The following is a 22,778-nucleotide window of genomic DNA, read 5'->3' on the forward strand; positions in this document are numbered from 1 at the left end:
GGTCCGATCCTGCCGGCAGGGTTTGATGGGGCCGGGGGAGCGGGCCAAGTTTGAGACAATGACGAGTACTGCTCACCAATCGGTCTGAAACCGCATGCGCGAAGACCGAACAGACCGCAGGCGAAACCGGGCGCCGTCTTCCCTGGATCTGCGCCTGGGCGTGCTGAGATCGGAAGCGGATTACATCCGCGCCTGTGCCCGGGCTCGCGACTTCCATTCCGCCGCCCGGCATCCCTTGGCTGAGGTGGAGCTTGAGAAGCTGGCGCTCGCGATCCTGACCTGGGAACTCAAGAACAGCGGGGCAGACGGTATCTGAGCGCCAATAGCGTCAGTTGGATTGGGGGCTGCGGAGAACAGCATGGCTTGCGGGAGGGATAAGCTTATGACCTCTGAGCTTGGCGAAATTCTCCCGGACGCTCAGGGCGAGGAGAGTTCAACTGTCGGATCGTCGAGTTCCGCTGTGGCCTTGCCTGCGCTCGACCGCTTCGGATGTGGCTATCTTGTCGTCGACGACCAAGGAAATATTGTGGAGGCCAACGCTGCAGCCCGTCTCATCCTGGGGGAGGAGGCGGGCTTACTTGAAGACCTTGACCAATTGACGAAAGCCTTCCGGCGATTGATTGCGCGCACTCCCAACCAACCCGTTCTCGGTCCACTGAGTTGGATCGTCATCGGGAACAAATTTGATGCCCCGCTCGTGCTGAATCAGGCCGCAAACGTCACAGCCCACGGTACCAGTGTGGTCATGCTGCTCGACCTCGACGCCCATCTCCGGCCGAATCCCTTCCTGCTTCGGCGCATGTTTGGCCTGACCATGGCCGAGACGCGGCTTGCGCTTCAGTTGGCAAGCGGGGATTTGCCGGCCGACGTCGCCCGGAACTTTCACCTCAGCCCCGTCACCATTCGCTCGCAACTGGCCGCGGTTTTCGCCAAGACCAATACAAGCCGGCAGGCGGAGCTGGTCGTGTTGCTCGACCGGATCGCGCTCCTGCCTTGAGGTTCCAGGCGTCGGCCCGCGACGTGGCCGGACATCGATGCCGTGGCCGGTGGGGAATTCGGCCGGCCCGGCTTGATCGACGAAGATGAACGGCCCGACCGCGGAAGTGGCGCAGCGCGGCTGCCAGCTTTCCTTCCGGCGCTTGCAAGCCGGGCTGAACCCCGCTCTATCGTCGCCCATGACGAGGACGCCGAGCGGTGGGGCGATACTGTGACACAAGGCGACACTGCCTCCGCACCACCGTCACTTGCGGCGCTGGGCTGGACGGATTTCTTTGCAGATCAATGCGAACCAGATGACGCCTGCCTCCGGCCTGCGCGCATAGACTCGGTGCACCGTGCCCGCATGAGCGCAATCACGCCCGATGGGCCGATCAGGCTCAAGCTGCCGGTCCATACCAATACAGGCGACTTCACGGTGGGTGACTGGGTTCTGGTGGAGCCCGGCACACATCTGCTGCGGCGCCGGCTGGAGCGCGCGACGGTGTTGGCGCGGCGCACCGAGGGCAGCATGACGCCGCAGCTTGCCGGCGCCAACATCGACACACTGTTCATCGTCACCTCCTGCAATGCTGATTTCAACGTCGCGCGCCTGGAGCGCTATCTTGCGCTGGCCAATGAGAGCGGAGCCGAACCCGTCATCCTGCTGACCAAGGCCGATCTCGTGCCGGACGTGCAGCCCTATCTCGACCAGGCCGCCGCCCTGCAGCGCGGGCTGGCTGTTGCAACCGTCAATCCGCGCAGCTCTCACGCGGCGGCTGCGTTCGCGTCCTGGTGTGGCGAAGGCCGCACCCTCGCGCTGGTCGGTTCGTCCGGCGTCGGCAAATCGACGCTTGTGAACGCGCTTGCCGGCACCATCGATGGCGAACCGCAGCAGACGGGCGACATCCGCGCCCACGACGCTAAGGGGCGCCACACCACGACGTCGCGCTCGCTGCATGCGATTGCCTGCGGCGGCTGGGTGATTGATACGCCGGGCATGCGCACGCTCCATGTCAGCGATGCGGCGTCTGGTCTCGAAACGCTGTTCGCCGAGATCACGGAACTAAGCCCGCTCTGCCGCTTCCGCGACTGCACCCATGAGCACGAACCCGGCTGCGCGGTTCAGGAGGCAGTCGCCAAGGGCGTGATCGACCCTGAGCGTCTGGCACGCTGGCGCAAGCTCGATCTAGAGAACAGGGCAAAGACGCCGGAGGTGAAGGGGCCGAGGGGGAAGAGGCGGTAGGCGGGGCGTCTGATTCGGCCGAGCCCAAACCTCAGCCGCTCGCGCCCTTTTTCACTGGGCGGGTTCGCGACCTTGTCCTGGTCGAGCTCGTAAGCGCGCTGCTGGGCGGTCTTGGCACTTTCCTGCGCCATGGCTGTGGCCGGGTGCATGGAAGGGTTCACGCCCCTTCGCCAGTTCATCCGGGACGGAGATGGCCGGGCAATCGCCTGTGGCGGCAGCGCATACGGGGTCGGATTTTATGACGAGGCCAGCAAGCTTCGATCCGACGGGAAATGTGTCCGGAAGCTGGTCGATGAAGGCTATCGCGAGATCAGCGAGGCTGAGGCGCAGCGGCGGTTGAAGAGACAGCGATGACCGGCCCTTGCGTCCGCAATGGTTCGAGAGCGGAACTTTGGTCAGCACGCTGGTAGCGTCTTGTGTGGATGGCTCCCGCGTTGCAAGGGGTCTGTGACGGTTTGGCGTGATGGTCGGGTGCAGTCTTGTGTCCGGCCTGTTCGCGCGGTCATTGACCGCTGGCCCTGATGGTTTCCGTGGATAAGGTCCCATTCTGCTTTGCGGGCTTTTATGCCCTCGACGTTAGGCGGGTTGTCCTCATCCCCAGTCTGACCGGTGCGCCATCATCACAGGGTCCTCGCAACCTCCTTCGCGCGTGTAGCGCGCTGATTTGCTACTGATCCTCAGGCTGCTGCCACGCTGGGCGCTGGCATGCGATAAATCTCGCCCCGAACCATGATGGCCCAGATCGCCCGCGCTGCCCGGTTCGCCAGGGCGACGGTGACGAGCCGTATCGGCTTGCGGGTGAGTAGCGCGTTCACGCGAGGATCCGCTGCATCGGGGTGGTGCTTGTTGCGTCTGACCAGCGACGTCATGCCCGTGACCAGAAGGCGCCGCAGGTATTGATCGCCCATTTTGGAGATGCGGCCAAGGCGCTCCTTGCCGCCGCTGGAGTTGTTGAGCGGCGTCAGTCCCAGCCAGGCCGCGAACTGGCGCCCGGAGCGGAACTGGGTCGGATCGGTGACAGTGGCCGCCAGCGCGCTCGCTCCGAGCAGGCCCACGCCGGGGACGGTGGCAATGCGCCGCGCGAGATCGTTCGATCGGTACCAGACCAGCAAGTCTCGTTCGAGCTGGCGGATGCGGTTCTGAACTTCGATCGCTTGCTCGGCCAAGGCGCTGATCACCTTGGCGGCGAGATCGAGAACCTCATGCGCGCCACCGGCCACAGCGCGTCGCACAAAGGCCAGGGCGTGGGTGATGCCCTTCGGGATATCGATGCCGAACTCGGCCAGGAGCCCCCGGATCATGTTGATGAGTTGCGTACGCTGACGAACGAGGAGGTCGCGGGTCCGATGAAGGGCCAGCGCGGCCTGCTGCTCGACAGACTTGACCGGGACGAAGCGCATGGTCCGGCGCGTGACCGCCTCGCAGATCGCCTCCGCATCAGCGGCGTCGGTCTTGCCTCGCTTCACGTATGGCTTGACGTAGGCCGGCGGCATCAATCGCACAGTATGCCCCAGAGAGGTCAGTTCGCGCGCCCAGTGATGGCTCGTGCCGCAGGCCTCCATGCCGACCAGGCAGGGAGAAAGCCTGCGGAAGAAGGGTATGACCTGAGCTCGCCTCAGTGCTCGACGAGCGAGGACCTCTCCTGTTCCGCTGATAGCGTGCACCTGGAAGACATTCTTGGCCAAGTCGATGCCGACAGTCGTGATCTCCATCGTGGTCGCTCCAAGCTCGTGCTGCGTGACAGCACCACTGTGGCGCTGCAACGCCGGGAGCGGGAGCCATCCACCCCATCTGCTTTTGGGCAATGCTCCAATGTCCGCAAATGGCGTCAGGCGAACGGGTAGCTGCAATGCGAGCGCAATGACCGAGATGGGTGGCTTCCGGATATATAGCGACTACCGAAAACCGGTCGCTGCCGCCAGAATGGCAAAACCGTCAGGTTTACCTCTCACCAGGACCCAACTTTGCGCGGGGCATCATGCGCTATCGTTTCCCAGTGCTAACTCTGCTTCTGTGGGTGACATTCACGGCTTGTGGGGCGGGAGCGGCCACTCCGGTGGTCGTTGGATGCGGCAGCGGGGCCACTGATCCTGTCGCGGTCTATGCACCTTTCAGCGCCGGCCCGCTGACGCTTGCGAAGGTCCATTGCCTCCGATTTCCGCTAAGCAATTATCCCGTGTCTCCGCCGACACTGTCGCTGGACGGGAGCGCTGTCTTCGTTTTCGACAGCGTCAATGGTTTATGGCTCGCTACTATGGAGGATGAGCCCGTGCTCCAGCGCTTCGATGGGCGCGTGACCGGCCTCATTCCCGGTGGCGACCTGCCCTTCGCGTGGTCTGAGGACGCGCGCTCGGTCCTGGGTGTCAGACAGGAGACCTCGAAACCTGGCGGCTTCGCCCTGGGGCCGCTCAAGCCTTTCCTCTTTTCGGTGGACGGCACGACGCGGCAACTGCCGGACCTCCTGAGCCCGGCCGGCCCCCTGGACGAGCTATACTGGGCGGGGCAAGCGGGCATGGCCGTGGCCGCTTTCGGGACCAGGGGCGCCTACTACCAACCAGAGCATGCTGATCCACAACCGACCATCGCGTTCGTGAATGCGCGCACCGGGCAAGTCATACAATCAATCGAGAAGAATGCTGTGCCCGGCCTCACCGGGAATGCCAGAACCAATGCGGTCGCATCGGTTCTGGGCGCCGATGGCCGTATCCATGCCCTGATCGCCTTCTCACCCAATCAATGGGTCCTGTGGGTTCAAGGTGAGCGGCCCCAGATCGTCCCTGTCGGCGTCACGGTCTGGCGGACAGAGTTCGCGCTCAGTCCCGACGGCCGCAACGTGCTTGTGATGAAGAATTTGCGCGCATTCGGCGGAAACTGCGATCGCAGCGGCTCGGACTGTTCCCAATGGACGCCTGACACAGATACCAGCGCCGAACTGCGTGAATTGCCAAGCGGAAGGCTGATCTGGTCCGTCAGTGGGACAGCAAAGGCATCGTCGAGCTACGGCGTGCCTGCGATCAGCCGGGATGGCCGATACGCGCTGATCTTGATGCTCACAGAAGATCGAGGACCAACCGCTGCCCTCATTTCCATGGAAACGGGCGAGGTGCTTCAAGAGATACCCAGCCCTGGGATGAGCGAATGTGCGATTGGCTTTTCGCGGGATAGCCGTGCCGCGTGGATCAGCTGCCGCTCACGTCTCGTGATGTATGACATCGGACCGTGATGGCCCTCCGCACAGACCTTCGCAAATTGGGCTGAATTGGCACCCGCTATCGTCGCGCCGCTGGCGAGCCAGAAATCCCGAGAGAGGATATTGGCGAGGTCCGTTTAGGGTAGCTTTCGGCCGTGCCGCTGTGCGCCAGGAGATCGGCTTTCGGGCGTAGGGCCAGAGTCCGCTTATCGCGCGATGGCGACACCCGGCGCACCCGTCGATGCAAGGCGATGCCGAGTAGGTGGCTCGACATATCGGCAAGGCGCCTGCTCCGTCCTGCACCCGATGCAGAGGATGCGCCCAGCGATACAAACAGAAACACTCCAGCAACATCCGTTCGGCATTGGGGCCACAAAGGCGGCCCATCCGGCAGGCTCTCGCAGCGTCGGAGCGCTCATGCCGGATATCGTTTCACCCTCACGGTCGGGTTCGTCGCTGCGGCGCGCGCTCGGGGTCCTCGCCGCAGCAGCCATGTGGCTGAGCGTGGTGCTCTTGCGCATCTTCGGGCCTGACACCGCCGATACGGCCTCGGCCTGCAGCCGCATGATCTATCGCGATCCGGTGACGGGGCGAGAGCAGGCCATCGGCACAGCCCGGATCGTGTCGGACGGCACGATCCGATGTCGCGATGTGAGCGCTCTTCCCGCGCCACGATGACGGCTGCGTGGGACCTGAGGCATGCGGACCTCGACCGCGCGCGACGGGCGCGAAATGGACAAGCTCCTGCGGGACGGCCGGTTCGACCTGATCGTGCTCGATCTCAATCTGCCGGGCGAGGACGGGTTCTCGATCTGCCGGCGGCTGGGCCTGACGACGCAGGTGCCGATCATCATGCTCACCGCCCGCAGCGAGGATGTCGACAGGATCATCGGCCTCGAAATGGGGGCCGACGACTATCTCGGCAAACCGTTCAACCCGCGCGAGCTCCTGGCCCGCATCCGGGCGGTGCTGCGGCGACGGGGCGGCGGACAGGCCGGCCAGGACGAGCCGCCCGGCGCCTTTTCCTTCGCGGGCTGGACGCTGAACGCCAATAACCGCGAGCTGACCAATCCCGACAAGGTCCGTGTCGCCGTGACCGGCGCCGAGTTCGATCTGCTGCGGGTCTTCTGCGAGCGCCCCGGGCGTGTGCTCGCGCGCGACGCCCTGCTCGATCTGACGCAGGGGCGCGCCGCCTCCCCGTTCGAGCGCAGCATCGATATCCTGATCAGCCGGCTGCGCCAGAAGATCGAGCGCGAGCCGCGCGAGCCCGAACTGATCAAGACGATCCGCGCGGGCGGCTATCTCTTCACGCCCGCCGTCGCACGGCAATGATCCACCCGTTTCGCCTGCCCGCCCGGATCGGCAGCCAGATCGCGCTGCTCGTGGTCGGCGTGATCGGCCTGCTCTATCTCGTTCTCTCCGTCACGCTGGTCTGGCAGGCGCCCCGCGGCAGACCGGGCCCGCCGGCCTATGAGAGCGTCGCGACGATCGCCAAGCTGGTGGCGCAGACGCCGCCGCAGCTGCGCCAGATGGTCGTCGAGACCGCGAACGCGGCCGACCGGCGCTTCCGGTTCACGCTATCGGGCACGGACCCTGCCCCCTCGCCGTCGAAGCCGCATCCTTTCGCCGCGGAGGGCATGGCGCAGCGCCTGGGCCCGGGTTTTGTGGTGCAGCCGAACCCGATGCCGGAGGGAGACAGGCCGCCGCAAGGCTATGCAATCCGGCTTCCCGACGGCACGGGCCTCGATGTCGCGATCGCGGCTGGCGGGATGGGGACACCGCCACCGCGCCCCGTCTCCATTCTGGTCGTCGCCACGATCATCGTGCTCGGGCTCAATATCGGCGCGCTCACGCTCTGGGCCTCGCGCGGCATCACGGCGCCGCTCGCGCGCTTCGCCTCGGCGGCCGAGGAGTTTTCGATCGACCGCGATCCCGCGCCGCTGCCCGAGGAGGGCCCCCTCGAAGTCCGCACCGCCGCGCGTGCCCTCAACCGCCTGAGAGACCGTATCCATGCGCTGTTTGCCGACCGCACGCGCATGCTGGCGGCGATCAGCCATGACCTGAGGACGCCGATCACGCGCATGCGCCTGCGTGTCGAGTTCATCGAGGACCACGTCCTGCGCGCCCAGTTCACTCGCGATCTTGAGCATATGGGCACCATGGTGCAGGGCGCGCTGTCCTATCTGCGCGATGTCGACCGGCGCCAGCAGCGCAGTGCCGTCGACCTGTCCAGCCTGCTCCAGACCATCGCGGACGAGTTCAGCGATATCGGCAAGGCGACGCGCTATGAGGGACCGCGGCGGCTCGTGGCGACAGGCGATGCCCAGCAGCTGGAGCGCGCCGTGACCAATCTCGTCGAGAACGCGGTGCGCCATGGTACGCAAGTGATCATCCGCCTTCGCGACGAAACCGATGCCCTCCTGATCGAGGTGGCCGACGACGGCCCCGGTATTCCGCAAGCCGATCGCTTGCGCCTGCTCGAGCCCTTCATGCGCGGCGACGAAGCACGCGGGCGGATCGATTCAGAAGGGTTTGGCCTCGGCCTCGCCATCACCCGGTCGATCGCGGCCGCCCATGATGGCGAGCTGACCCTGCACGACAACCAGCCGCGCGGCCTGCTCGCCCGGATCAGCCTGCCGCGCCAGGCCGCTGCGGCTCCCGAGGGCGCCTGAGCGCTTGCACCTTTGCCCGGCCGTGCCGCAGCGCGACGTGCCGTTTCATGAGCGCTGCTCGAGCGGCCACACCTCAACGACACCATGGGCGACGGCGCAGGGCGTTCGCGAAACCATATCGATGGCCTCGGCCAGATCGGCGGCTTCGATGATGGCAAAGCCCGCCACCGGCAATGACGACGTCATGAATGGGCCATTGGCCGTTTCAACCTGGGCAGCGTCGGGGTTGCGCACCTGCACGGGAACGCCCGCGATACCCATCAATACGCCGTTCTTCCGCAGCGTTGCATCATGGGCGTGGGCTGCGTCTCTGACGGCCACCGGGGTACGGTCGTAACCTTCACGGTCTCCATACCCGATCGTCACGAATTTCGGCACGGGGTCGCCTCCTTCCAAAGGGCCCAAGCATCGGCAGGACCAAAGCATCGGCCGGGCCGAAGCATCGGCGGGGCCAAAGCATTGGCCGGAAAAGTGGAGTGCTGATTTCGGGGCAAGGCCGATGCAAACACCAAGGGGTTGGATCATCGGCCGGAAGGGATGTCCGGTCCGATGGTCTAGCGGAGCTTGGCGATCCCGATGCCATCGAGCTTGGCGCGGTCCTTGATGGATTCCTCGCTGCGGGTCATCGCCTTCGAAATCGCCTTCAGGGCCATGCCCTTCCCGGCGAGCAGCTTCAGCTTCGCCAGTTCCTCCGCTGTCCAGGGCTGGCGATGCCGTTCAAATCTCTCGGCCACGATCTTCTCCTTCTTCGCCAGGACATCTCCCGCATTCTTGTCCACTATAGCAGCGATGGCGACGAATTTGGCCCCACGTGTCGATGGAGGCCGAACCCATCCGGCCGCTCGGCGCCAGAAGCAGAACCTGGGTCTCCATCCGAAAGCAGACCTCTGCTCCGCCGCTGCGTCACGACCGGAATCGACCCGTTTCTGAAATTTAAGGTAGCACTTCTCCGTAGCTGCTCATGCCACAAGCACGCCGACCAACAGCTTTGACGTTCAGTGCTAGACTTCCCACGAGGCCGCAGCGTCTCATCATCCATAAATCACCATTCAAGCCTTCCAACTCTCAGGCGCTTAGCGCGAACTAAGGGCCATAGGAGCGAAGCTTGACAGGCAATGGGGTGCCGCCCTCATTGCTTGAGGGAGACGATTCCTTTGAGGCATGCCATCGCGCAAGTGTTGGCATGCTAGATGGTGAGGCCGGATAAGCATGTTTGGCCAATTGCTTCTTAAGTTCGGCCGGGCGCCTCACGCTGCTGTTACCCCCATCGATCTTACTCCCATTACGGTCTTTGTTGGCCCAAATAACTCTGGGAAGAGCCGCATCCTGACGGAGATAGATGAGTTTTGTACAAACGGCCCCATGGGGAATGCGCTAATACTAGACTCGTTAAGACTGACGGGCCGGACTGAGGAACAAGCAGAGGAGTTGTTAGCAAGCGTAATTTCGCCTCCGAACCCTGGAGAGCCCCATCAGCTTGGGCATGTATACGTTAGCTCTCGGAGAGGAAGGACGCAACTTCCTCATAAACAACTAAGAACCATGGTTCAAGCTCCAGAGTCATCCATTGTAGGGTACTGCCAGTGGTTTCTTAGGCATGTTATATTGAAACTCGACGGAAAGAGCAGAATTGATCTGATTTCTCCGCAGAGCTCCGGAGATCTTCAACAGCCACCTCACATGATTTTCCAGTTTCTATTTAGAGATAATGCTAAGCGAGAAGAAGTTCGTCGCATTATCAAGGATGCGTTTGGGTCATATTTTGTTATAGATCCGACGAACATTGGATTTTTCAGAATAAGATTGTCACGCCGGCCGCCTGTGGATGAATTAGAAGAGCGAGGCTTGCACGAAGCTGCGGTGCAGTTTCACGCGGCAGCACAGCCCATTGAGTTAGCGAGTGACGGCGTAAAGGCGTTCACCGGTATTATCACCGAGGTCATTGCAGGTGATCCTAAAATCCTGCTGATCGATGAGCCCGAGGCATTCCTGCACCCATCGCTCGCATTTAACCTCGGATATGAACTGTCACGAGCCGCGCTTAATACTGACAAGCGCGTGTTTGTATCGACGCATAGCCCCACGTTTGTGATGGGCTGCATTCAATCCGGCGCACCAGTAAACATTGTGAGGCTGACGTACCGAGACGGGGTAGCAACGGCCCGCGTTCTACCGAGCGCCGATTTGCTCCGTTTGATGCGCAATCCCCTACTTCGTTCAACAGGCGTCCTGAGCGTCCTGTTCTATGAGTTTGTTGTTGTGACCGAATCTGACACCGACAGAGCGTTCTATCAGGAAATAAATGAGCGATTGCTTCGGTTCAAACCCGAGTGGGGTATACCAAATTGCCTATTTCTTCACGCGCAGAACAAGCAGACTGTGCAGATAATCATGCGGCCATTGCGTGAGCTTGGCATTCCAACCGCTGCAATAGTTGACATTGATGTCTTGAAGGAGGGCGGCGCTCCTTGGGCGAACCTCCTCTCGGCCTCTAGTATTCCGCCTATCACGCATCCGTCGCTGGCCACCCTGCGAACATCTGTGATGCAGGCGTTTACTTCCTCAGGGAAGAACATGAAGCGTGACGGTGGAGTTGAGGCCCTCGTTGGAGCAGAGCGGGAAGCAACTCAGAATTTGCTTCAGAGCTTGGCAGAATACGGTGTGTTCGTAGTGCCCGGTGGGGAGCTAGAATCTTGGGTTAAAGCATTGGGAGTCGGCGGTCACGGCCCCGGCTGGCTTATTCCAGTATTTGAATCGATGGGTGAAGACCCCGAGAGCCCGTCGTTCCTGCGGCCTGGAAATGATGATGTGTGGGCGTTTCTTGGGAGCGTAAGATCTTGGCTTATGGACCCGAATCGTAAGGGTATTCCAGCCTAGCAATGAAGGGTAGGACCTATGGGTGGCGAATTTCTGATTTCTACCCAAGCACGAACTTCCGTAGGTCTGCAAACGGCCGCGTCACTTTAGCTGAGCGATAACGAGATCTGCGCGGATCTCGGTCGCATGGCAGGGCAGCGCTTCACCCGCTCTCGATGTCTGGCGGGGAGCCGGTTGATGAACTGGGAGCACCCATCTTCTCAGCGCTCGGCAAGCGGGGAGACGCGACAGATCATGCTGACGTGGTGCGGCGGCGCAGCGGGTTAGCGGAGCTGCCCTGGCAGTCGATGGAGCGGGTCGTGAAGGCTTTCTGGGCGAAGATGGCGTCCGCCAATATCCTTTATCAGGACATTCCCGGGGCCGGCACGCCCCTGGTATTCATCCACGGTCTCGGCTGTGCGTCATCCTGCGACTATCCGCGCGTGGTCGCGGATACGGCCTTGGCCGGGCGCCGGGCGATCCTGGTCGATCTGCTCGGCTCCGGCTTCAGCGAAAGGCCGGCCGAGTTCTGCTATTCCATCGAAGGCCATGCTCGCTCGATGGCCGAGCTCATCGGGAGCGTCTGCGAGGGGCCTGTCAGCCTCTTCGGTCACAGCATGGGAGGGGCAGTGGCGATCACCCTGGCTGCGTTGCTCGGGGCAAGGGTCGAAGCGCTCGTCCTTGGCGAGCCGAATCTGGAGCCGGGCGGTGGCGTGTTCAGCAGGGCAATCGCCGACATGTCCGAGGGCGAGTTCGTAGCGCATGGTCATGCGGAGACGGTCGCTGCCGCAAGGGCGGCCGGCAATACGGTCTGGGCTGCCTCATTGGCCATCAGCGCCCCGTTCGCGGTCCACCGGGAAGCAGCATCGCTGATCGCCGGATGCCAGCCGACATGGCGCGAGATGCTCGGCGACCTCCCCATGCCGAAAACGCTCCTCGTTGGAGAGCGCTCGCTGCCGGCCCCCGAATTTGATGGCTTGGCGGATCAGGGATGCGGCGTCGCGATCGTGCCCCAGGCGGGCCATTCGATGGCATGGGACAATCCGGGTGGGCTCGCCGAGGCGATTGGCAAGGCGACAGGCTGAGCCTTCGGATTTCCCCGGCCGTCTGGCGACCTCGCCGGCGATCGACGCATCGAGGCCCTGCGCGATCACCGCCCGCTACGGCGCGCGGACCAGCGATGTCGTCGCGATGCAGCTTGAATATCCCGGGCGATAGTGGAGCGATGACGGGGCTGGCCGCAGCTCCGGATTTTTTCGGACGCGCTGTCGAATTCTCACCGGCCCGTTCGTCGTGGATATGTCCAGGTGAAAGGCCGCCCGCCGGGAAAGAACCGAACTCCTTAAAACCGAACCAGAAGGAGAGATCCATGCCGAGCACCATCCGTCTGCACCGCGTCATCGCCGCCAGGCCCGAGAAACTCTATCGCGCGTTCCTCGAACCGGACGCGATTGCGAGCTGGCTGCCCCCATACGGCTTTACCTGCACCGTCCATGAGCTCGATGCGAAGGTCGGCGGCCATCACCGCATGTCCTTCCGGAACTTCACCACGGGACACAGCCACTCCTTTGGCGGAGCGTATCTGGAGCTCGTTCCGGGACAGCGCCTCGTCTACACCGACAGGTTCGACGACCCGAACCTGCCGGGCGAGATGAAGGTCACGGTGAATTTGCAGGCCGTGTCCGTCGGCACCGAGGTGAATATCGAGCAAGAGGGCGTGCCGGACGTGATCCCTGCCGAGGCCTGCTATCTCGGCTGGCAGGAATCCCTGCGCAAGCTCACGAAACTCGTCGAGCCCGAGATCAACCAGTAGCAAACCCGGGACCGGACCGGATCCGGGACGATCGATCGCGCCTGCGCCCGACCGGCCTCGCCGCAGCGAGCGTCGGCTGGTTCGGCCCCCTGCCCCCGCGAACGGTATCGGGGGCCCAGCCCGAGCAAGCCGGTGCTCCGCTACGAGCGCGCCCTCCCCGGCGAACTGATCCATCTCGAGATCAGGACGCTCAACCGGCTCACCCCATCCTTTGAAGCGGAGGAATTAGGTAGCAAAGACCACCATCCGCTCCCGGCCCGCCGGGCCTCTGCCAATGACCGGACGTTCCGAAGGTCGCAGGTGGGTGGAGGCCGTGTGGAAACGTCTTTCAGGGTCGTGCTCTGACGATGCGACAGGGTCTGAGGGTCAGGCTCTCATGGCCTTCATCAACGTCGCCGCGCCGAGGATGGCGATGGCCCGCTTGAGATTGTAGGCCAGCACATGGAGGCTCATCTCGGTTCCGACATTGGGGAGGTGGCGGGTCAGGAAGTGACTTCGGCCCATCCAGTCCTTGATCGTGCCGAAGACGTGCTCGACCGTGCGCCTTCGGATCCGCATGGCGTCGGGCATGCGATCGAGCCGGCGCTGCATGGCCTCGATCACCACCTCGTGCTCCCAGCGCTTGATGCGGCGCTGCTTGCCGGTGGTGCATTGGTCTTTGACCAGGCAGGCTCCGCAGCCGTCGGCCCAGTAGGTATGGAGTGTCAGATCCTTCTCGACCGATGAGAAGCGCCATGTGAGCGTCTCGCCGGCGGGACAGCGATAGGTGTCGCTCGGAGCATCGTAGGTGAAGTCCTGCTTGCCCCAGCGCCCGTCGGCTTTGGCCCCTGATGTCAGGGGCTTGGGGACGATGGCGGAGATGCCGATCTCGTCGCAGGCCAGGACCTCCTCGCCTGAGAAGTAGCCGCGATCGGCCAGCACAGTCAGCGCACCGGCTCCTGTCGCATCCTTTGCCTGACGCCCCATGCTGGCGAGCTGGCTGCGGTCGTGGCCGATGTTGGTGACCTCATGAGCCACGATCAGATGATGTTTGGCGTCGACCGCCGCCTGAACGTTGTAGCCGACGAGGCCAGTGCCCTTGCCGTTGGTGGCCATGGCGCGGGCGTCGGGATCGGTCAGCGAGACCTGACGGTCTGGCGCCACCGCGACGACGTGGTCCATCGCCTGGAGGTCACGCATCTGCTGACGCAGGCGATCAAGCCGGTCCTTGAGGCGGATGCTGCGCATCTGCGCGACGTCATCCTCCTGCCGGTCGGCCGTATCGAGCAGCGACAGATAGCGTGCGATGCTTGCCTCCACCTGCTCCATCCGGCGACGGATCGCGCCGGGCGTGAAGTTCTTGTCGCGCGTGTTGACGGCCTTGAACCGGCTGCCGTCCACGGCCACGGTGCCGCCTGCCAGAAGGCCGAGTTGGCGGCACAGCACGACGAACTGCGCGCAGGCAGCCCGGATCGCAGCCCCATTGTCACGGCGAAAGTCGGCGATGGTCTTGAAGTCGGGCGCAAGCTTGCCCGTCAGCCACATCACCTCGACGTTGCGGCCGGCCTCGCGCTCCAGCCGGCGGCTCGACTGAACCTGGTTGAGGTAGCCGTAGAGGTACAGCTTGAGAAGGGTAGCGGGGTGGTATCCAGGCCGCCCCGTCGAGGCCGGGCCGGCAAAGCCCATCGTTCCCAGATCGAGTTCGTCGATGAAGACATCCACCACCCGGACCGGATTATCTTCGCTGACGTAGTCCTCAAGACAGTCGGGCAGGAGCAGTCTCTGCAGCCGGGTCTCGCCTTCGATGTAGCGCGCCATGCAAGCCCTCGGATCGCTCCAGAAAGCCTACCAGATCAGCCCGTTTCCACACAGCCTCGGTGGGAAGCGGAACTTCGGCGGCACACTCAATTTCTGCCGATCCGCGCCATTTGCGGACATTGAGGCATTGCCCCAAAGCAGACGCCACGAGTCTGCTGACCAGAGTTCCACTCTCGACCCATAGGGGAAGGAAAGCGCAGCCGGTGAACGGATCACGTCGGCGCCTTTGGGCCGAATGGAGCAACAATTGCGACGACGCGAGTAAGCTGAGGAATCCGCAAATGCCTTCAGCTAGCGAGCCAGCGGACTATCCCAGACGAGAAACAGCAGCGCTTTGAGCTGGGCGAAACGCTCCGGCCCAAGTTCGGCGCTCCACTCGCGCTCGATGTCGCACAATACGTAGACCATCTTGGAGAATGCGGCGTGCCCGCGTTCAGTCAAATAGATCAGACGCGCTCCGCCCTCACCTTGAACGTCGGACCGGACGATATAGCCGAAACCCTCGAGGCTCCTCAGCAGCTGGTTGATGGCCTGTTTGCTCATGCCGGAGCGCTCGGCGAGCGTGCCCGGGCGAACCTTGTCCGGCCCGGGAAACTGCAGGACCGCCATATGCGGCAGGCGCAGCTCGTCAAAGCCGGCAGCGTTGAGCTCCATGATAAGCCGGCGCTGGATCGCTTGCGCCGGAACGCGCAGCAGGGCGCCGATCAGCATGTCCTCGGTTTTCATCGGCAAACTTTCGGGGATAGGGCATTGACTTCTGGTAAACGGAGTTTACCGTTTACCGGTAAATGTAATTTACCAAGGGGGATGGGACAATGCCTCAGCCAGTCACAGACCCTCACGTCAATCCTTCCGACGAGACCATCGCCACCAAAGGGCTCGCGGTTCGCTTCTTGTTGGCCGGAGATAACTCGAACGGCAGCATTGCGGCCTTTGAGCTGATGGTGCCGGCCGCGCAGCGTCTGCCAGCTCCCGCGCACAGCCACGACCATTACGAAGAGACGATCTACGGCGTAGACGGCGTGCTGACCTGGACCGTCAACGGAAAGCAAATCGATGTCGGGCCGGGACAGGCGTTGTGCATTCCGCGAGGCGCCGTTCATCGGTTCGATAACAACGGAAGCAAGGACGCGAAGATGCTCTGCGTGATTACGCCGGCCGCGATCGGTCCGGAGTATTTCCGCGAGGTGTTTGAAGTGGTCAACGCCGCAGCCGGTGGCCCGCCGGACCGGGCCAGGATGGCGGACATCATGCGCCGTCACGGTCTTACGCCAGCAGCGCCCCAAACATAGAGGCCGCTGAGCCAATAGGCCTGGAAGGGCCAATTAAGATCACGAGCCGGCACGTTCATGACCACGTTTGGCTGGGTGCCCGGAAGCGGCGTTCCCATTGCCCTGTGCTCGATATGCTCGAACCCTAAACTCAGCTTGGGAGGATCTGCGCAGTTGCCAGCGTCAGCTATCCACCGAGGCTGTGTGGAAACGGGCTGATCTGGTAGGCTTTCTGGAGCGATCCGAGGGCTTGCATGGCGCGCTACATCGAAGGCGAGACCCGGCTGCAGAGACTGCTCCTGCCCGACTGTCTTGAGGACTACGTCAGCGAAGATAATCCGGTCCGGGTGGTGGATGTCTTCATCGACGAACTCGATCTGGGAACGATGGGCTTTGCCGGCCCGGCCTCGACGGGGCGGCCTGGATACCACCCCGCTACCCTTCTCAAGCTGTACCTCTACGGCTACCTCAACCAGGTTCAGTCGAGCCGCCGGCTGGAGCGCGAGGCCGGCCGCAACGTCGAGGTGATGTGGCTGACGGGCAAGCTTGCGCCCGACTTCAAGACCATCGCCGACTTTCGCCGTGACAATGGGGCTGCGATCCGGGCTGCCTGCGCGCAGTTCGTCGTGCTGTGCCGCCAACTCGGCCTTCTGGCAGGCGGCACCGTGGCCGTGGACGGCAGCCGGTTCAAGGCCGTCAACACGCGCGACAAGAACTTCACGCCCGGCGCGATCCGTCGCCGGATGGAGCAGGTGGAGGCAAGCATCGCACGCTATCTGTCGCTGCTCGATACGGCCGACCGGCAGGAGGATGACGTCGCGCAGATGCGCAGCATCCGCCTCAAGGACCGGCTTGATCGCCTGCGTCAGCAGATGCGTGACCTCCAGGCGATGGACCACGTCGTCGCGGTGGCGCCAGACCGTCAGGTCTCGCTGACCGATCCCGACGCCCGCGCCATGGCCACCAACGGCAAGGGCACTGGCCTCGTCGGCTACAACGTTCAGGCGGCGGTCGACGCCAAACATCATCTGATCGTGGCTCATGAGGTCACCAACATCGGCCACGACCGCAGCCAGCTCGCCAGCATGGGGCGTCAGGCAAAGGATGCGACAGGAGCCGGTGCGCTGACTGTGCTGGCCGATCGCGGCTACTTCTCAGGCGAGGAGGTCCTGGCCTGCGACGAGATCGGCATCTCCGCCATCGTCCCCAAGCCCCTGACATCAGGGGCCAAAGCCGACGGGCGCTGGGGCAAGCAGGACTTCACCTACGATGCTCCGAGCGACACCTATCGCTGTCCCGCCGGCGAGACGCTCACATGGCGCTTCTCATCGGTCGAGAAGGATCTGACACTCCATACCTACTGGGCCGACGGCTGCGGAGCCTGCCTGGTCAAAGACCAATGCACCACCGGCAAGCAGCGCCGCATCAAGCGCTGGGAGCACGAGGTGGTGATCGAGGCCATGCAGCGCCGGCTCGATCGCATGCCCGACGCCATGCGGATCCGAAGGCGCACGGTCGAGCACGTCTTCGGCACGATCAAGGACTGGATGGGCCGAAGTCACTTCCTGACCCGCCACCTCCCCAATGTCGGAACCGAGATGAGCCTCCATGTGCTGGCCTACAATCTCAAGCGGGCCATCGCCATCCTCGGCGCGGCGACGTTGATGAAGGCCATGAGAGCCTGACCCTCAGACCCTGTCGCATCGTCAGAGCACGACCCTGAAAGACGTTTCCACACGGCCTCCACCCAACTTGGCCGTGCGCTAGCACTGCAGCTATCCGTCAGCCTCGCGCCATTTGCGGACATCGGCGCATTGCCCAGAAGCCGACGCTTCGCGTGTGCTGGCCAGAGTTCCGCTCTCGACCTATTTGAGACAATTGAAGATCGGGGACCGGCGACTGAAGTTGGCGGCGAATTCGACCATGCCGCTGACGAGAACCCATTAGCGATTATCTCGGAGCCTTCGCTTGCCTTAGGGCCTTCGGCGGCGAACATTTACGACACGCATCGGGTTCTGATTGAGGCAGGGCGCTCATCAGCGGGTAGCCGCAGCTTCCAGCTTTTGAATCTCAAGGGCCAACTCCACACGGTTTCGGACGTTTAGCTTGGCCATCAGGTTGGTGATGTAACCCTTGACAGTCTTGGCGCTGAGCGACAGCTCGCGGGCGATCTCGCTGTTCATCTTTCCGAGCAGCAGCAATTTGACGATCTGCTCCTCTCGAATGCTGAGCTTGTTGCTCATCGCCTTCTGTCGTTCGAGAGCCTTGTCCTGCAAGGCACCGATCATCTTGATTGCGAGGGCGGGCGTGACATAAACGTCGCCGCGCTGCGCGGCTTGAAGGGCCTGGAACAGATCCTCTCCCGGGCTGCCTTTCAATACATGGCCCTTGGCTCCGGCATCCAGAGCCCTGATCGCATCATCGGGGCTGGTCGAGGCTGTGAACACGATGATTTTCATCTCGGGAGCGATCTTCAGCGCGTCCGCAATCGCCTGAAAGACATCCCCCGCCATATTGAGATCGACGATCATCTCATCGGGGTGATGGGTCCTGGCGATCGACACGATATGATCCGCGACATTCCCGGTCGCGGTGAGTGTGAAGTCGCCCCGTCGTTTCAGCAGCGCGGAAATCCCCTCCATCAGCAAAGGATGATCATCGACGATTGCAATGGAAAGGTCCGGCATGGTCACGACCCCTGCACTTTTACGTGTAAGGCGCAGCATTTTTTCACATAAACTGATCAGCGCAGCTGTCGTTGACCTATATCAAGCTCGAAGCGCTTTCTGGGCAGGCCGGTCTGCGATCCAGCCAACGAGCAAGAGTGGCCTAAAGCAGAAGGTCTGGTTCAATAGGGGCGAGTGATCGCCCCGGGGGGGCCACTGAGACATTTTTTAGTGCCCCAACAACTGTTGGCCCAGGAGGCGAATTTTCGAGAAGATGCTGCGTGCGCTGTGGCGTTGCCCCTCGAGCTCAATCGAAACCTTCAACTTCATCGGCTTCGTCGTCAGACAACAGTTTTGTGAGCAGGACGTACCGGTTCAGGGAGGCCATGCTGATATCGCGCAAGCATCTCTCCTTAAGTTTGAAAGCTTCTGCTCGGACGACTGCGCGCAGTTCTGCTGAATGGATACGGAACTGTTCGCTTTCCTCCAGCATGCGGTGAAGAGTGCGGTCCCATGGGACGCATGTTTTGGATTGAAATGTTTTCGGCCCGACAGCATCGAGGGCCATTGCATTGATGCACGACACGAAGATCGAGCCCCCAACCATCGCGATAATAATTCGCATGAGACGATACCTCACAAGCGGATCTGGTCTTGTTTGTATGCAATGCGGCAGATTTGGACCAAACGCGTGATGTTGATTTGTAGCAACATGATATGAATCATATAAATAATGGGCAATTTTATCGTTATTATTTATAGAATAAATACTATATTCTCCGTAGTCGGAGATAATCTTATTATTCTTATGTTTATGTTATAAAAAGAAGATTTTTTCAAAGGCAATTACGCATCATGCAGCGCTAATGTCTCGAATTATGGCGCCAATATTTGATATATTTGCAATAGTTCTCCACCTCAATGCTGGAGCAGTGACATTTCATGATCTGCAAAGTGTCACGGTTTGGAGGTGCTGAACGCTAAATTCGTGCTGCGCTGCACATTTCGTTGCGGAATCTGTCTCGACACCGCGCATTGTGTCTCGGATGTTGAGATAAAGGTTGCCGAGCGAGGGATGCAGATGGCCACGCCGACAATTGATATGGATCGCTTGGCGATGTTCGACCTCGTCAGGGCGAAAGAGCCGGGTGACATCAGCGGGAAGACGCAGGTAATGGAACGCGGCGTTAAGTCCAGCCGCGTCTTCACGTATCAACTGCAGGATCGCACGTTATGGCGAACGCGGTTCGATCGGCCAATTTTCACTTTGGCGACACGCTGCTCAGGTTCGATCCTGGCGAGCTACGCTGACAACAGCTTCGCAATGGACGTTTCCGTCGATGGCGACGATGGCGAGCTCTATTGTTTCACGTCGATTCTGAGCGGCCATGCGACCTTGCACAGGACCATGGTCGGCCACGGTTCCGGCCTCGCCTGGAGGCCTGGCCCGGGTACGACGCTATCCGTGAGCGACAGCAACGCGCGAACAAACGTCTTCTTGAAAGTGAGCGAGATGGAAGGCGCACTCGAACACTTGCTCGACGAGCATCTACGTCAGCCGCTTCATTTCGAACCAACGCTTGACTGGAACACCGGGCCGGCGGCGAGCCTCAAGCGTCATCTCGACTTTGTCATAGAGGAGTTTCAGCGAGCGGATGGCATCTTCGCGAACGCCGTTGGGCTCGCATCCCTGACCGATTTGCTCATCTCGCTCGCGCTCCGTGGCGCGCCGCATAATCACAGTGGTCGGCTCGCGATCACCGCTACAAGCGCAGTCCCGGCATATATCCGGCGAGCGGAAGAATTTATGCGTGCCCATGGCACAGAGCCGATCCGCATGGGGCAGGTTGCGGCTGCCGCCGGATGCAGCCGGCGAACGCTTGAGGCCGTGTTCAATCGTTTTCGCGACCAGACGCCGTTAGCCGCTCTCCATCGTATTCGACTCGACCTGGTAAGAGATGAACTGGCCAACCGCTCGACTGAGGCGGTTGTCAGCGAAGTTGCCCGCCGACACGGCTTCACGAATTTGGCGCGGTTTGTGACCGCATATCGCCGCCGGTTTGGTGAGGCCCCCAAAGAGACCGCTCGGCATACGCTCAAAGGGCGGTGGCGGCCGGGCTAGGCGCGGTTTGCGTGGTCGCTTCGGTGCTTTCCTACGTCCGTTCTGAGGTAATGGCCTAACGTCGGCAGTTTGGCGCGAGCCAGCCTAACTGGGACGCCGAGATCAACTTCCGCTCTCCACTCAACCCAGCCGATGCGCGACATGATCGCCAGCCGTCAGCCGTGCGCCAACTGCAGACATTGGACCGGCGCCAGAAAGCGGACCTACGCCGAGCAGCCGCGCGTTAAGGCTCGAACCGCCCATCTCGGACCTTCCGAAGGTCTGCTACCCGGCACGTCGGGGCAGGCCGAGCCATGTGCTGCGTAATTCGACGCCGCCCGTCCGGGCCCCGAAATTGCCTGTCAAAGACGCCTGATCGCGGCCTTTGGCGTCCGCATATGAAAGCTGCGGCGATCGCTTGCCTTCGGATCAATGTCATCCAGGATGACAGCGCAATTCCTACCGGAGTGGGCAAATGTACAAACACATTCTGATTGCTACAGACGACTCCGAGCTTGCTCGCAAGGGTCTTGAGCATGGCTTGGCGCTCGCCAAGCCGCTCGGGGCGAAAGTCACCGTTCTGACCGTTTCGGAGCCCCAGCGCTCGGAGATGACGCATGCAGCCCGCCAGCAGATTGATGCGTTCATGAGGGATCGCCTTGCCTCCATCGGGCAGCACGCGTTCGAAGGCGGCGTCACGGTAGATCTGGAACACGAGATCGATGTTTCCCCAGCCGCGGCAATCATCCGATTGGCCAAGCTCAAGGGTTGCGATCTCGTCGTGATGTCCTCTCATGGCCGGCGCGGCATACAGAAGGTCGTGCTCGGGAGCCAGACGTCAGAGGTGTTGGCAATTACGACCATCCCGGTGCTGGTGATCCGGTAGTCGAAGGTGTCGTCGTCGCGATCGTGGGGAAGAAGCATTGGTTGTGGCGGGCCATCGACCAGGATGGCTATGTCCTCGACGAGATCCTGCAGACCCGGCGCGACACCATGGCGGCGAAGCGTCTGCTGCGGCGCTTTCTGAAGAAGCATGGCTGTCCACCTCGGCGCATGATCACGGATAAGCTTGGCTCCTATGCCGCGGCCCGGCGTCAAATCATGCCGGGGATCGAGCATCGTGCCCACAAGGGGCTCAACAATCGGGCGGATAACTCGCACCTGCCTTTGCAAAAACGAGAACGGGCGATGCAGCACTTTCGCTCACCGGGCGCCCTGCCTCTCGAACTGAAGCGGGCTGATGAAGTTGAGCGCCGAATGGCGCCGGACGGGATTGTAGAAGCCATCGATATAGCGGCCGATTGCGGCGGTCGCCTCGGCGCGGGTCTGGAAGACGGTGCGCCAGACGTCGCTTTTGAGCGTCTTGAAGAAAGTCTCAACCAGACGAACGGCTTCAGCCTCGAATTCCTTCCCGAGCCGGCGTTGCGGCTTGCCCATGAAATGCTCCTCCTTCCTTCAGAAGAGCTCTCCAATTTGGCGAGGCAAGTCCACGCCGCAGCTTCGCCTTTTCAATGCCGTCAAACCCAAAATGGTCAAGCAGGCGACGGCATTGAGGCCGAAGACCGCAGCCATGGCCAAATCATCGATCGCCAGCAGCGCATAAGCCACGGTGGTGAGATGCGAGATGGCGAACAAGCTCCAGGTCGCATAGGAAACGGCCTGAGCTCCATCCCGATCCCTGACGATACGCAGGATCTGCGGCAGATAGGCGAAGGCCCGGACGGCATTGCAGAGCGTGAACGCCATCGTGACGAATTCGGCTGTGCTCATCGTCGTGTGCCTCGCATCAGTTGCGCATTCACCGTCGGCCATCGGCCCCGGCGAGCCTGGCATCGAGCCCCGCATAGATCGCGACTGCGTCCGCACCTCGTCCCTCACGACAGGCGCGGCGAGCCAGAAGCTGATCCATCGCGGCCTGCGCCACGGCTTCGTCGGGCAAGGCGCGCTCCTCGCCGCGCCTCTCGATGAGCGTCGAGATCGTGAGGTCGCGCGATGCGCAATCCCGGAGCACGGCGTCGTCGGCCTGCCCCGACGTGGCGATCATGGTGCTGGCGATTGCAAGAACGATGGCGGCGCTGCGGGCTCGGTATTTGAACATGACGGATCTCCGCATTGGATCGTTGGGGTCTGTCTTACCGTCCGGTCGCTCCGGCCGTGGACGTCTTGCCTGAAGAACCTGCGCCTGACGGCG

The 22,778-nt window shown here is 62.1% G+C and carries 23 protein-coding genes and 2 pseudogenes; 15 read left to right on the forward strand and 10 right to left on the reverse strand.

Translation table 11 applies throughout. The annotated features are described in order from the left end of the window. Positions 1 to 160: 160 nt before the first annotated feature. The 3 genes from BIWAKO_RS36140 (at position 161) to rsgA (ending at position 2,221) form a co-directional block, all read left to right on the forward strand. Complete coding sequence (locus BIWAKO_RS36140) at positions 161 to 316, forward strand: hypothetical protein (RefSeq protein ID WP_176733428.1); 156 nt, start codon at positions 161 to 163, stop codon at positions 314 to 316. A gap of 66 nt (positions 317 to 382) precedes the next feature. Then, the gene (locus BIWAKO_RS36145) at positions 383 to 997 is read left to right on the forward strand and encodes a helix-turn-helix transcriptional regulator (RefSeq protein ID WP_176733429.1); all 615 of its coding nucleotides are present in this window, start codon (positions 383 to 385) and stop codon (positions 995 to 997) included. A 210-nt stretch (positions 998 to 1,207) separates the two neighbouring features. Beyond that, a complete protein-coding gene (rsgA, locus tag BIWAKO_RS28800) occupies positions 1,208 to 2,221 on the forward strand; it encodes a ribosome small subunit-dependent GTPase A (RefSeq protein ID WP_069882889.1) in 1,014 nt (337 codons plus the stop codon). A 677-nt stretch (positions 2,222 to 2,898) separates the two neighbouring features. Here the strand turns inward: rsgA and BIWAKO_RS28810 are convergent. Further along, a complete protein-coding gene (locus tag BIWAKO_RS28810; RefSeq protein ID WP_069881568.1) occupies positions 2,899 to 3,933 on the reverse strand; it encodes an IS110 family RNA-guided transposase in 1,035 nt (344 codons plus the stop codon). Positions 3,934 to 4,490: 557 nt separating this feature from the next. On the opposite strand from BIWAKO_RS28810, the gene BIWAKO_RS28815 reads away from it, so the two are divergent. The 4 genes from BIWAKO_RS28815 to BIWAKO_RS28825 all read left to right on the forward strand — a co-directional run bounded on the left by BIWAKO_RS28815 (position 4,491) and on the right by BIWAKO_RS28825 (position 8,083). Next, positions 4,491 to 5,444 carry a WD40 repeat domain-containing protein gene (locus BIWAKO_RS28815; protein ID WP_141740273.1) on the forward strand — a complete coding sequence of 318 codons (954 nt, stop codon included), beginning with the start codon at positions 4,491 to 4,493 and terminating at the stop codon, positions 5,442 to 5,444. 384 nt (positions 5,445 to 5,828) lie between these two features. Then, positions 5,829 to 6,089 carry a hypothetical protein gene (locus tag BIWAKO_RS35030; RefSeq protein ID WP_084651963.1) on the forward strand — a complete coding sequence of 87 codons (261 nt, stop codon included), beginning with the start codon at positions 5,829 to 5,831 and terminating at the stop codon, positions 6,087 to 6,089. A 21-nt stretch (positions 6,090 to 6,110) separates the two neighbouring features. Continuing rightward, entirely contained in the window at positions 6,111 to 6,743 is a 633-nt protein-coding gene (locus BIWAKO_RS28820) for a response regulator (RefSeq protein WP_084651965.1), read from the forward strand. Beyond that, complete coding sequence (locus BIWAKO_RS28825) at positions 6,740 to 8,083, forward strand: ATP-binding protein (RefSeq protein WP_069881570.1); 1,344 nt, start codon at positions 6,740 to 6,742, stop codon at positions 8,081 to 8,083. The genes BIWAKO_RS28820 and BIWAKO_RS28825 overlap by 4 nt, the downstream gene beginning before the upstream one ends. A gap of 45 nt (positions 8,084 to 8,128) precedes the next feature. Here BIWAKO_RS28825 and BIWAKO_RS28830 read toward each other — a convergent pair whose 3' ends face one another. Together BIWAKO_RS28830 and BIWAKO_RS28835 are read right to left on the reverse strand one after the other, a co-directional pair. Then, on the reverse strand, positions 8,129 to 8,461 hold the full coding sequence (locus BIWAKO_RS28830) for a YciI family protein (RefSeq protein WP_069882890.1): 333 nt from the start codon (positions 8,459 to 8,461) through the stop codon (positions 8,129 to 8,131). A 176-nt stretch (positions 8,462 to 8,637) separates the two neighbouring features. Further along, entirely contained in the window at positions 8,638 to 8,817 is a 180-nt protein-coding gene (locus BIWAKO_RS28835) for a hypothetical protein (RefSeq protein ID WP_069882891.1), read from the reverse strand. An 871-nt stretch (positions 8,818 to 9,688) separates the two neighbouring features. Between BIWAKO_RS28835 and BIWAKO_RS28840 the strand changes: the two genes are divergently transcribed. From BIWAKO_RS28840 to BIWAKO_RS28850, 3 genes are all read left to right on the forward strand, one after another. Beyond that, positions 9,689 to 10,960 carry an ATP-dependent nuclease gene (locus BIWAKO_RS28840; RefSeq protein WP_201788662.1) on the forward strand — a complete coding sequence of 424 codons (1,272 nt, stop codon included), beginning with the start codon at positions 9,689 to 9,691 and terminating at the stop codon, positions 10,958 to 10,960. Positions 10,961 to 11,259: 299 nt separating this feature from the next. Continuing rightward, positions 11,260 to 12,024 carry an alpha/beta fold hydrolase gene (locus BIWAKO_RS28845; RefSeq protein WP_069882892.1) on the forward strand — a complete coding sequence of 255 codons (765 nt, stop codon included), beginning with the start codon at positions 11,260 to 11,262 and terminating at the stop codon, positions 12,022 to 12,024. A gap of 284 nt (positions 12,025 to 12,308) precedes the next feature. Beyond that, complete coding sequence (locus BIWAKO_RS28850) at positions 12,309 to 12,752, forward strand: SRPBCC family protein (protein WP_069881572.1); 444 nt, start codon at positions 12,309 to 12,311, stop codon at positions 12,750 to 12,752. Positions 12,753 to 13,118: 366 nt separating this feature from the next. Here the strand turns inward: BIWAKO_RS28850 and BIWAKO_RS28855 are convergent, their stop codons facing one another. After that, positions 13,119 to 14,549: an IS1182 family transposase gene (locus BIWAKO_RS28855; RefSeq protein WP_069879486.1), complete on the reverse strand. Its 1,431-nt coding sequence runs from the start codon at positions 14,547 to 14,549 to the stop codon at positions 13,119 to 13,121. A gap of 291 nt (positions 14,550 to 14,840) precedes the next feature. Next, positions 14,841 to 15,275, reverse strand: a complete 435-nt coding sequence (locus BIWAKO_RS28860; protein ID WP_141740274.1) for a MarR family winged helix-turn-helix transcriptional regulator — start codon at positions 15,273 to 15,275, stop codon at positions 14,841 to 14,843. 89 nt (positions 15,276 to 15,364) lie between these two features. On the opposite strand from BIWAKO_RS28860, the gene BIWAKO_RS28865 reads away from it, so the two are divergent. Continuing rightward, positions 15,365 to 15,841 carry a cupin domain-containing protein gene (locus tag BIWAKO_RS28865; protein ID WP_069881573.1) on the forward strand — a complete coding sequence of 159 codons (477 nt, stop codon included), beginning with the start codon at positions 15,365 to 15,367 and terminating at the stop codon, positions 15,839 to 15,841. A 233-nt stretch (positions 15,842 to 16,074) separates the two neighbouring features. Then, positions 16,075 to 17,505, forward strand: a complete 1,431-nt coding sequence (locus BIWAKO_RS28870) for an IS1182 family transposase (RefSeq protein WP_069879486.1) — start codon at positions 16,075 to 16,077, stop codon at positions 17,503 to 17,505. A gap of 351 nt (positions 17,506 to 17,856) precedes the next feature. Here the strand turns inward: BIWAKO_RS28870 and BIWAKO_RS28875 are convergent, their stop codons facing one another. After that, the gene (locus tag BIWAKO_RS28875) at positions 17,857 to 18,507 is read right to left on the reverse strand and encodes a LuxR C-terminal-related transcriptional regulator (RefSeq protein ID WP_069881574.1); all 651 of its coding nucleotides are present in this window, start codon (positions 18,505 to 18,507) and stop codon (positions 17,857 to 17,859) included. A gap of 286 nt (positions 18,508 to 18,793) precedes the next feature. Then, the gene (locus BIWAKO_RS28880; protein ID WP_069881575.1) at positions 18,794 to 19,111 is read right to left on the reverse strand and encodes a hypothetical protein; all 318 of its coding nucleotides are present in this window, start codon (positions 19,109 to 19,111) and stop codon (positions 18,794 to 18,796) included. A gap of 456 nt (positions 19,112 to 19,567) precedes the next feature. On the opposite strand from BIWAKO_RS28880, the gene BIWAKO_RS28885 reads away from it, so the two are divergent. The 3 genes and pseudogenes from BIWAKO_RS28885 to BIWAKO_RS34520 form a co-directional block, all read left to right on the forward strand. After that, positions 19,568 to 20,608 carry an AraC family transcriptional regulator gene (locus BIWAKO_RS28885; protein ID WP_176733430.1) on the forward strand — a complete coding sequence of 347 codons (1,041 nt, stop codon included), beginning with the start codon at positions 19,568 to 19,570 and terminating at the stop codon, positions 20,606 to 20,608. A gap of 454 nt (positions 20,609 to 21,062) precedes the next feature. Next, positions 21,063 to 21,473 carry a universal stress protein gene (locus BIWAKO_RS28890; RefSeq protein ID WP_069881577.1) on the forward strand — a complete coding sequence of 137 codons (411 nt, stop codon included), beginning with the start codon at positions 21,063 to 21,065 and terminating at the stop codon, positions 21,471 to 21,473. Between the two features lie 8 nt (positions 21,474 to 21,481). Next, positions 21,482 to 21,805, forward strand: a pseudogene (locus BIWAKO_RS34520) (IS6 family transposase); the annotation flags it as partial. Here the strand turns inward: BIWAKO_RS34520 and BIWAKO_RS28895 are convergent. The 3 genes and pseudogenes from BIWAKO_RS28895 to BIWAKO_RS28905 all read right to left on the reverse strand — a co-directional run. After that, positions 21,791 to 21,970, reverse strand: a pseudogene (locus tag BIWAKO_RS28895) (IS3 family transposase); the annotation flags it as partial. The pseudogenes BIWAKO_RS34520 and BIWAKO_RS28895 sit on opposite strands and share 15 nt — an antisense overlap. A 72-nt stretch (positions 21,971 to 22,042) precedes the next feature. Continuing rightward, positions 22,043 to 22,357: a hypothetical protein gene (locus tag BIWAKO_RS28900; RefSeq protein ID WP_141740276.1), complete on the reverse strand. Its 315-nt coding sequence runs from the start codon at positions 22,355 to 22,357 to the stop codon at positions 22,043 to 22,045. Between the two features lie 28 nt (positions 22,358 to 22,385). Further along, entirely contained in the window at positions 22,386 to 22,685 is a 300-nt protein-coding gene (locus BIWAKO_RS28905; protein ID WP_069881579.1) for a hypothetical protein, read from the reverse strand. Positions 22,686 to 22,778 lie beyond the last annotated feature (93 nt).

This window comes from Bosea sp. BIWAKO-01 (assembly GCF_001748145.1).
In the GTDB taxonomy this organism is placed as follows: Bacteria; Pseudomonadota; Alphaproteobacteria; order Rhizobiales; family Beijerinckiaceae; genus Allobosea.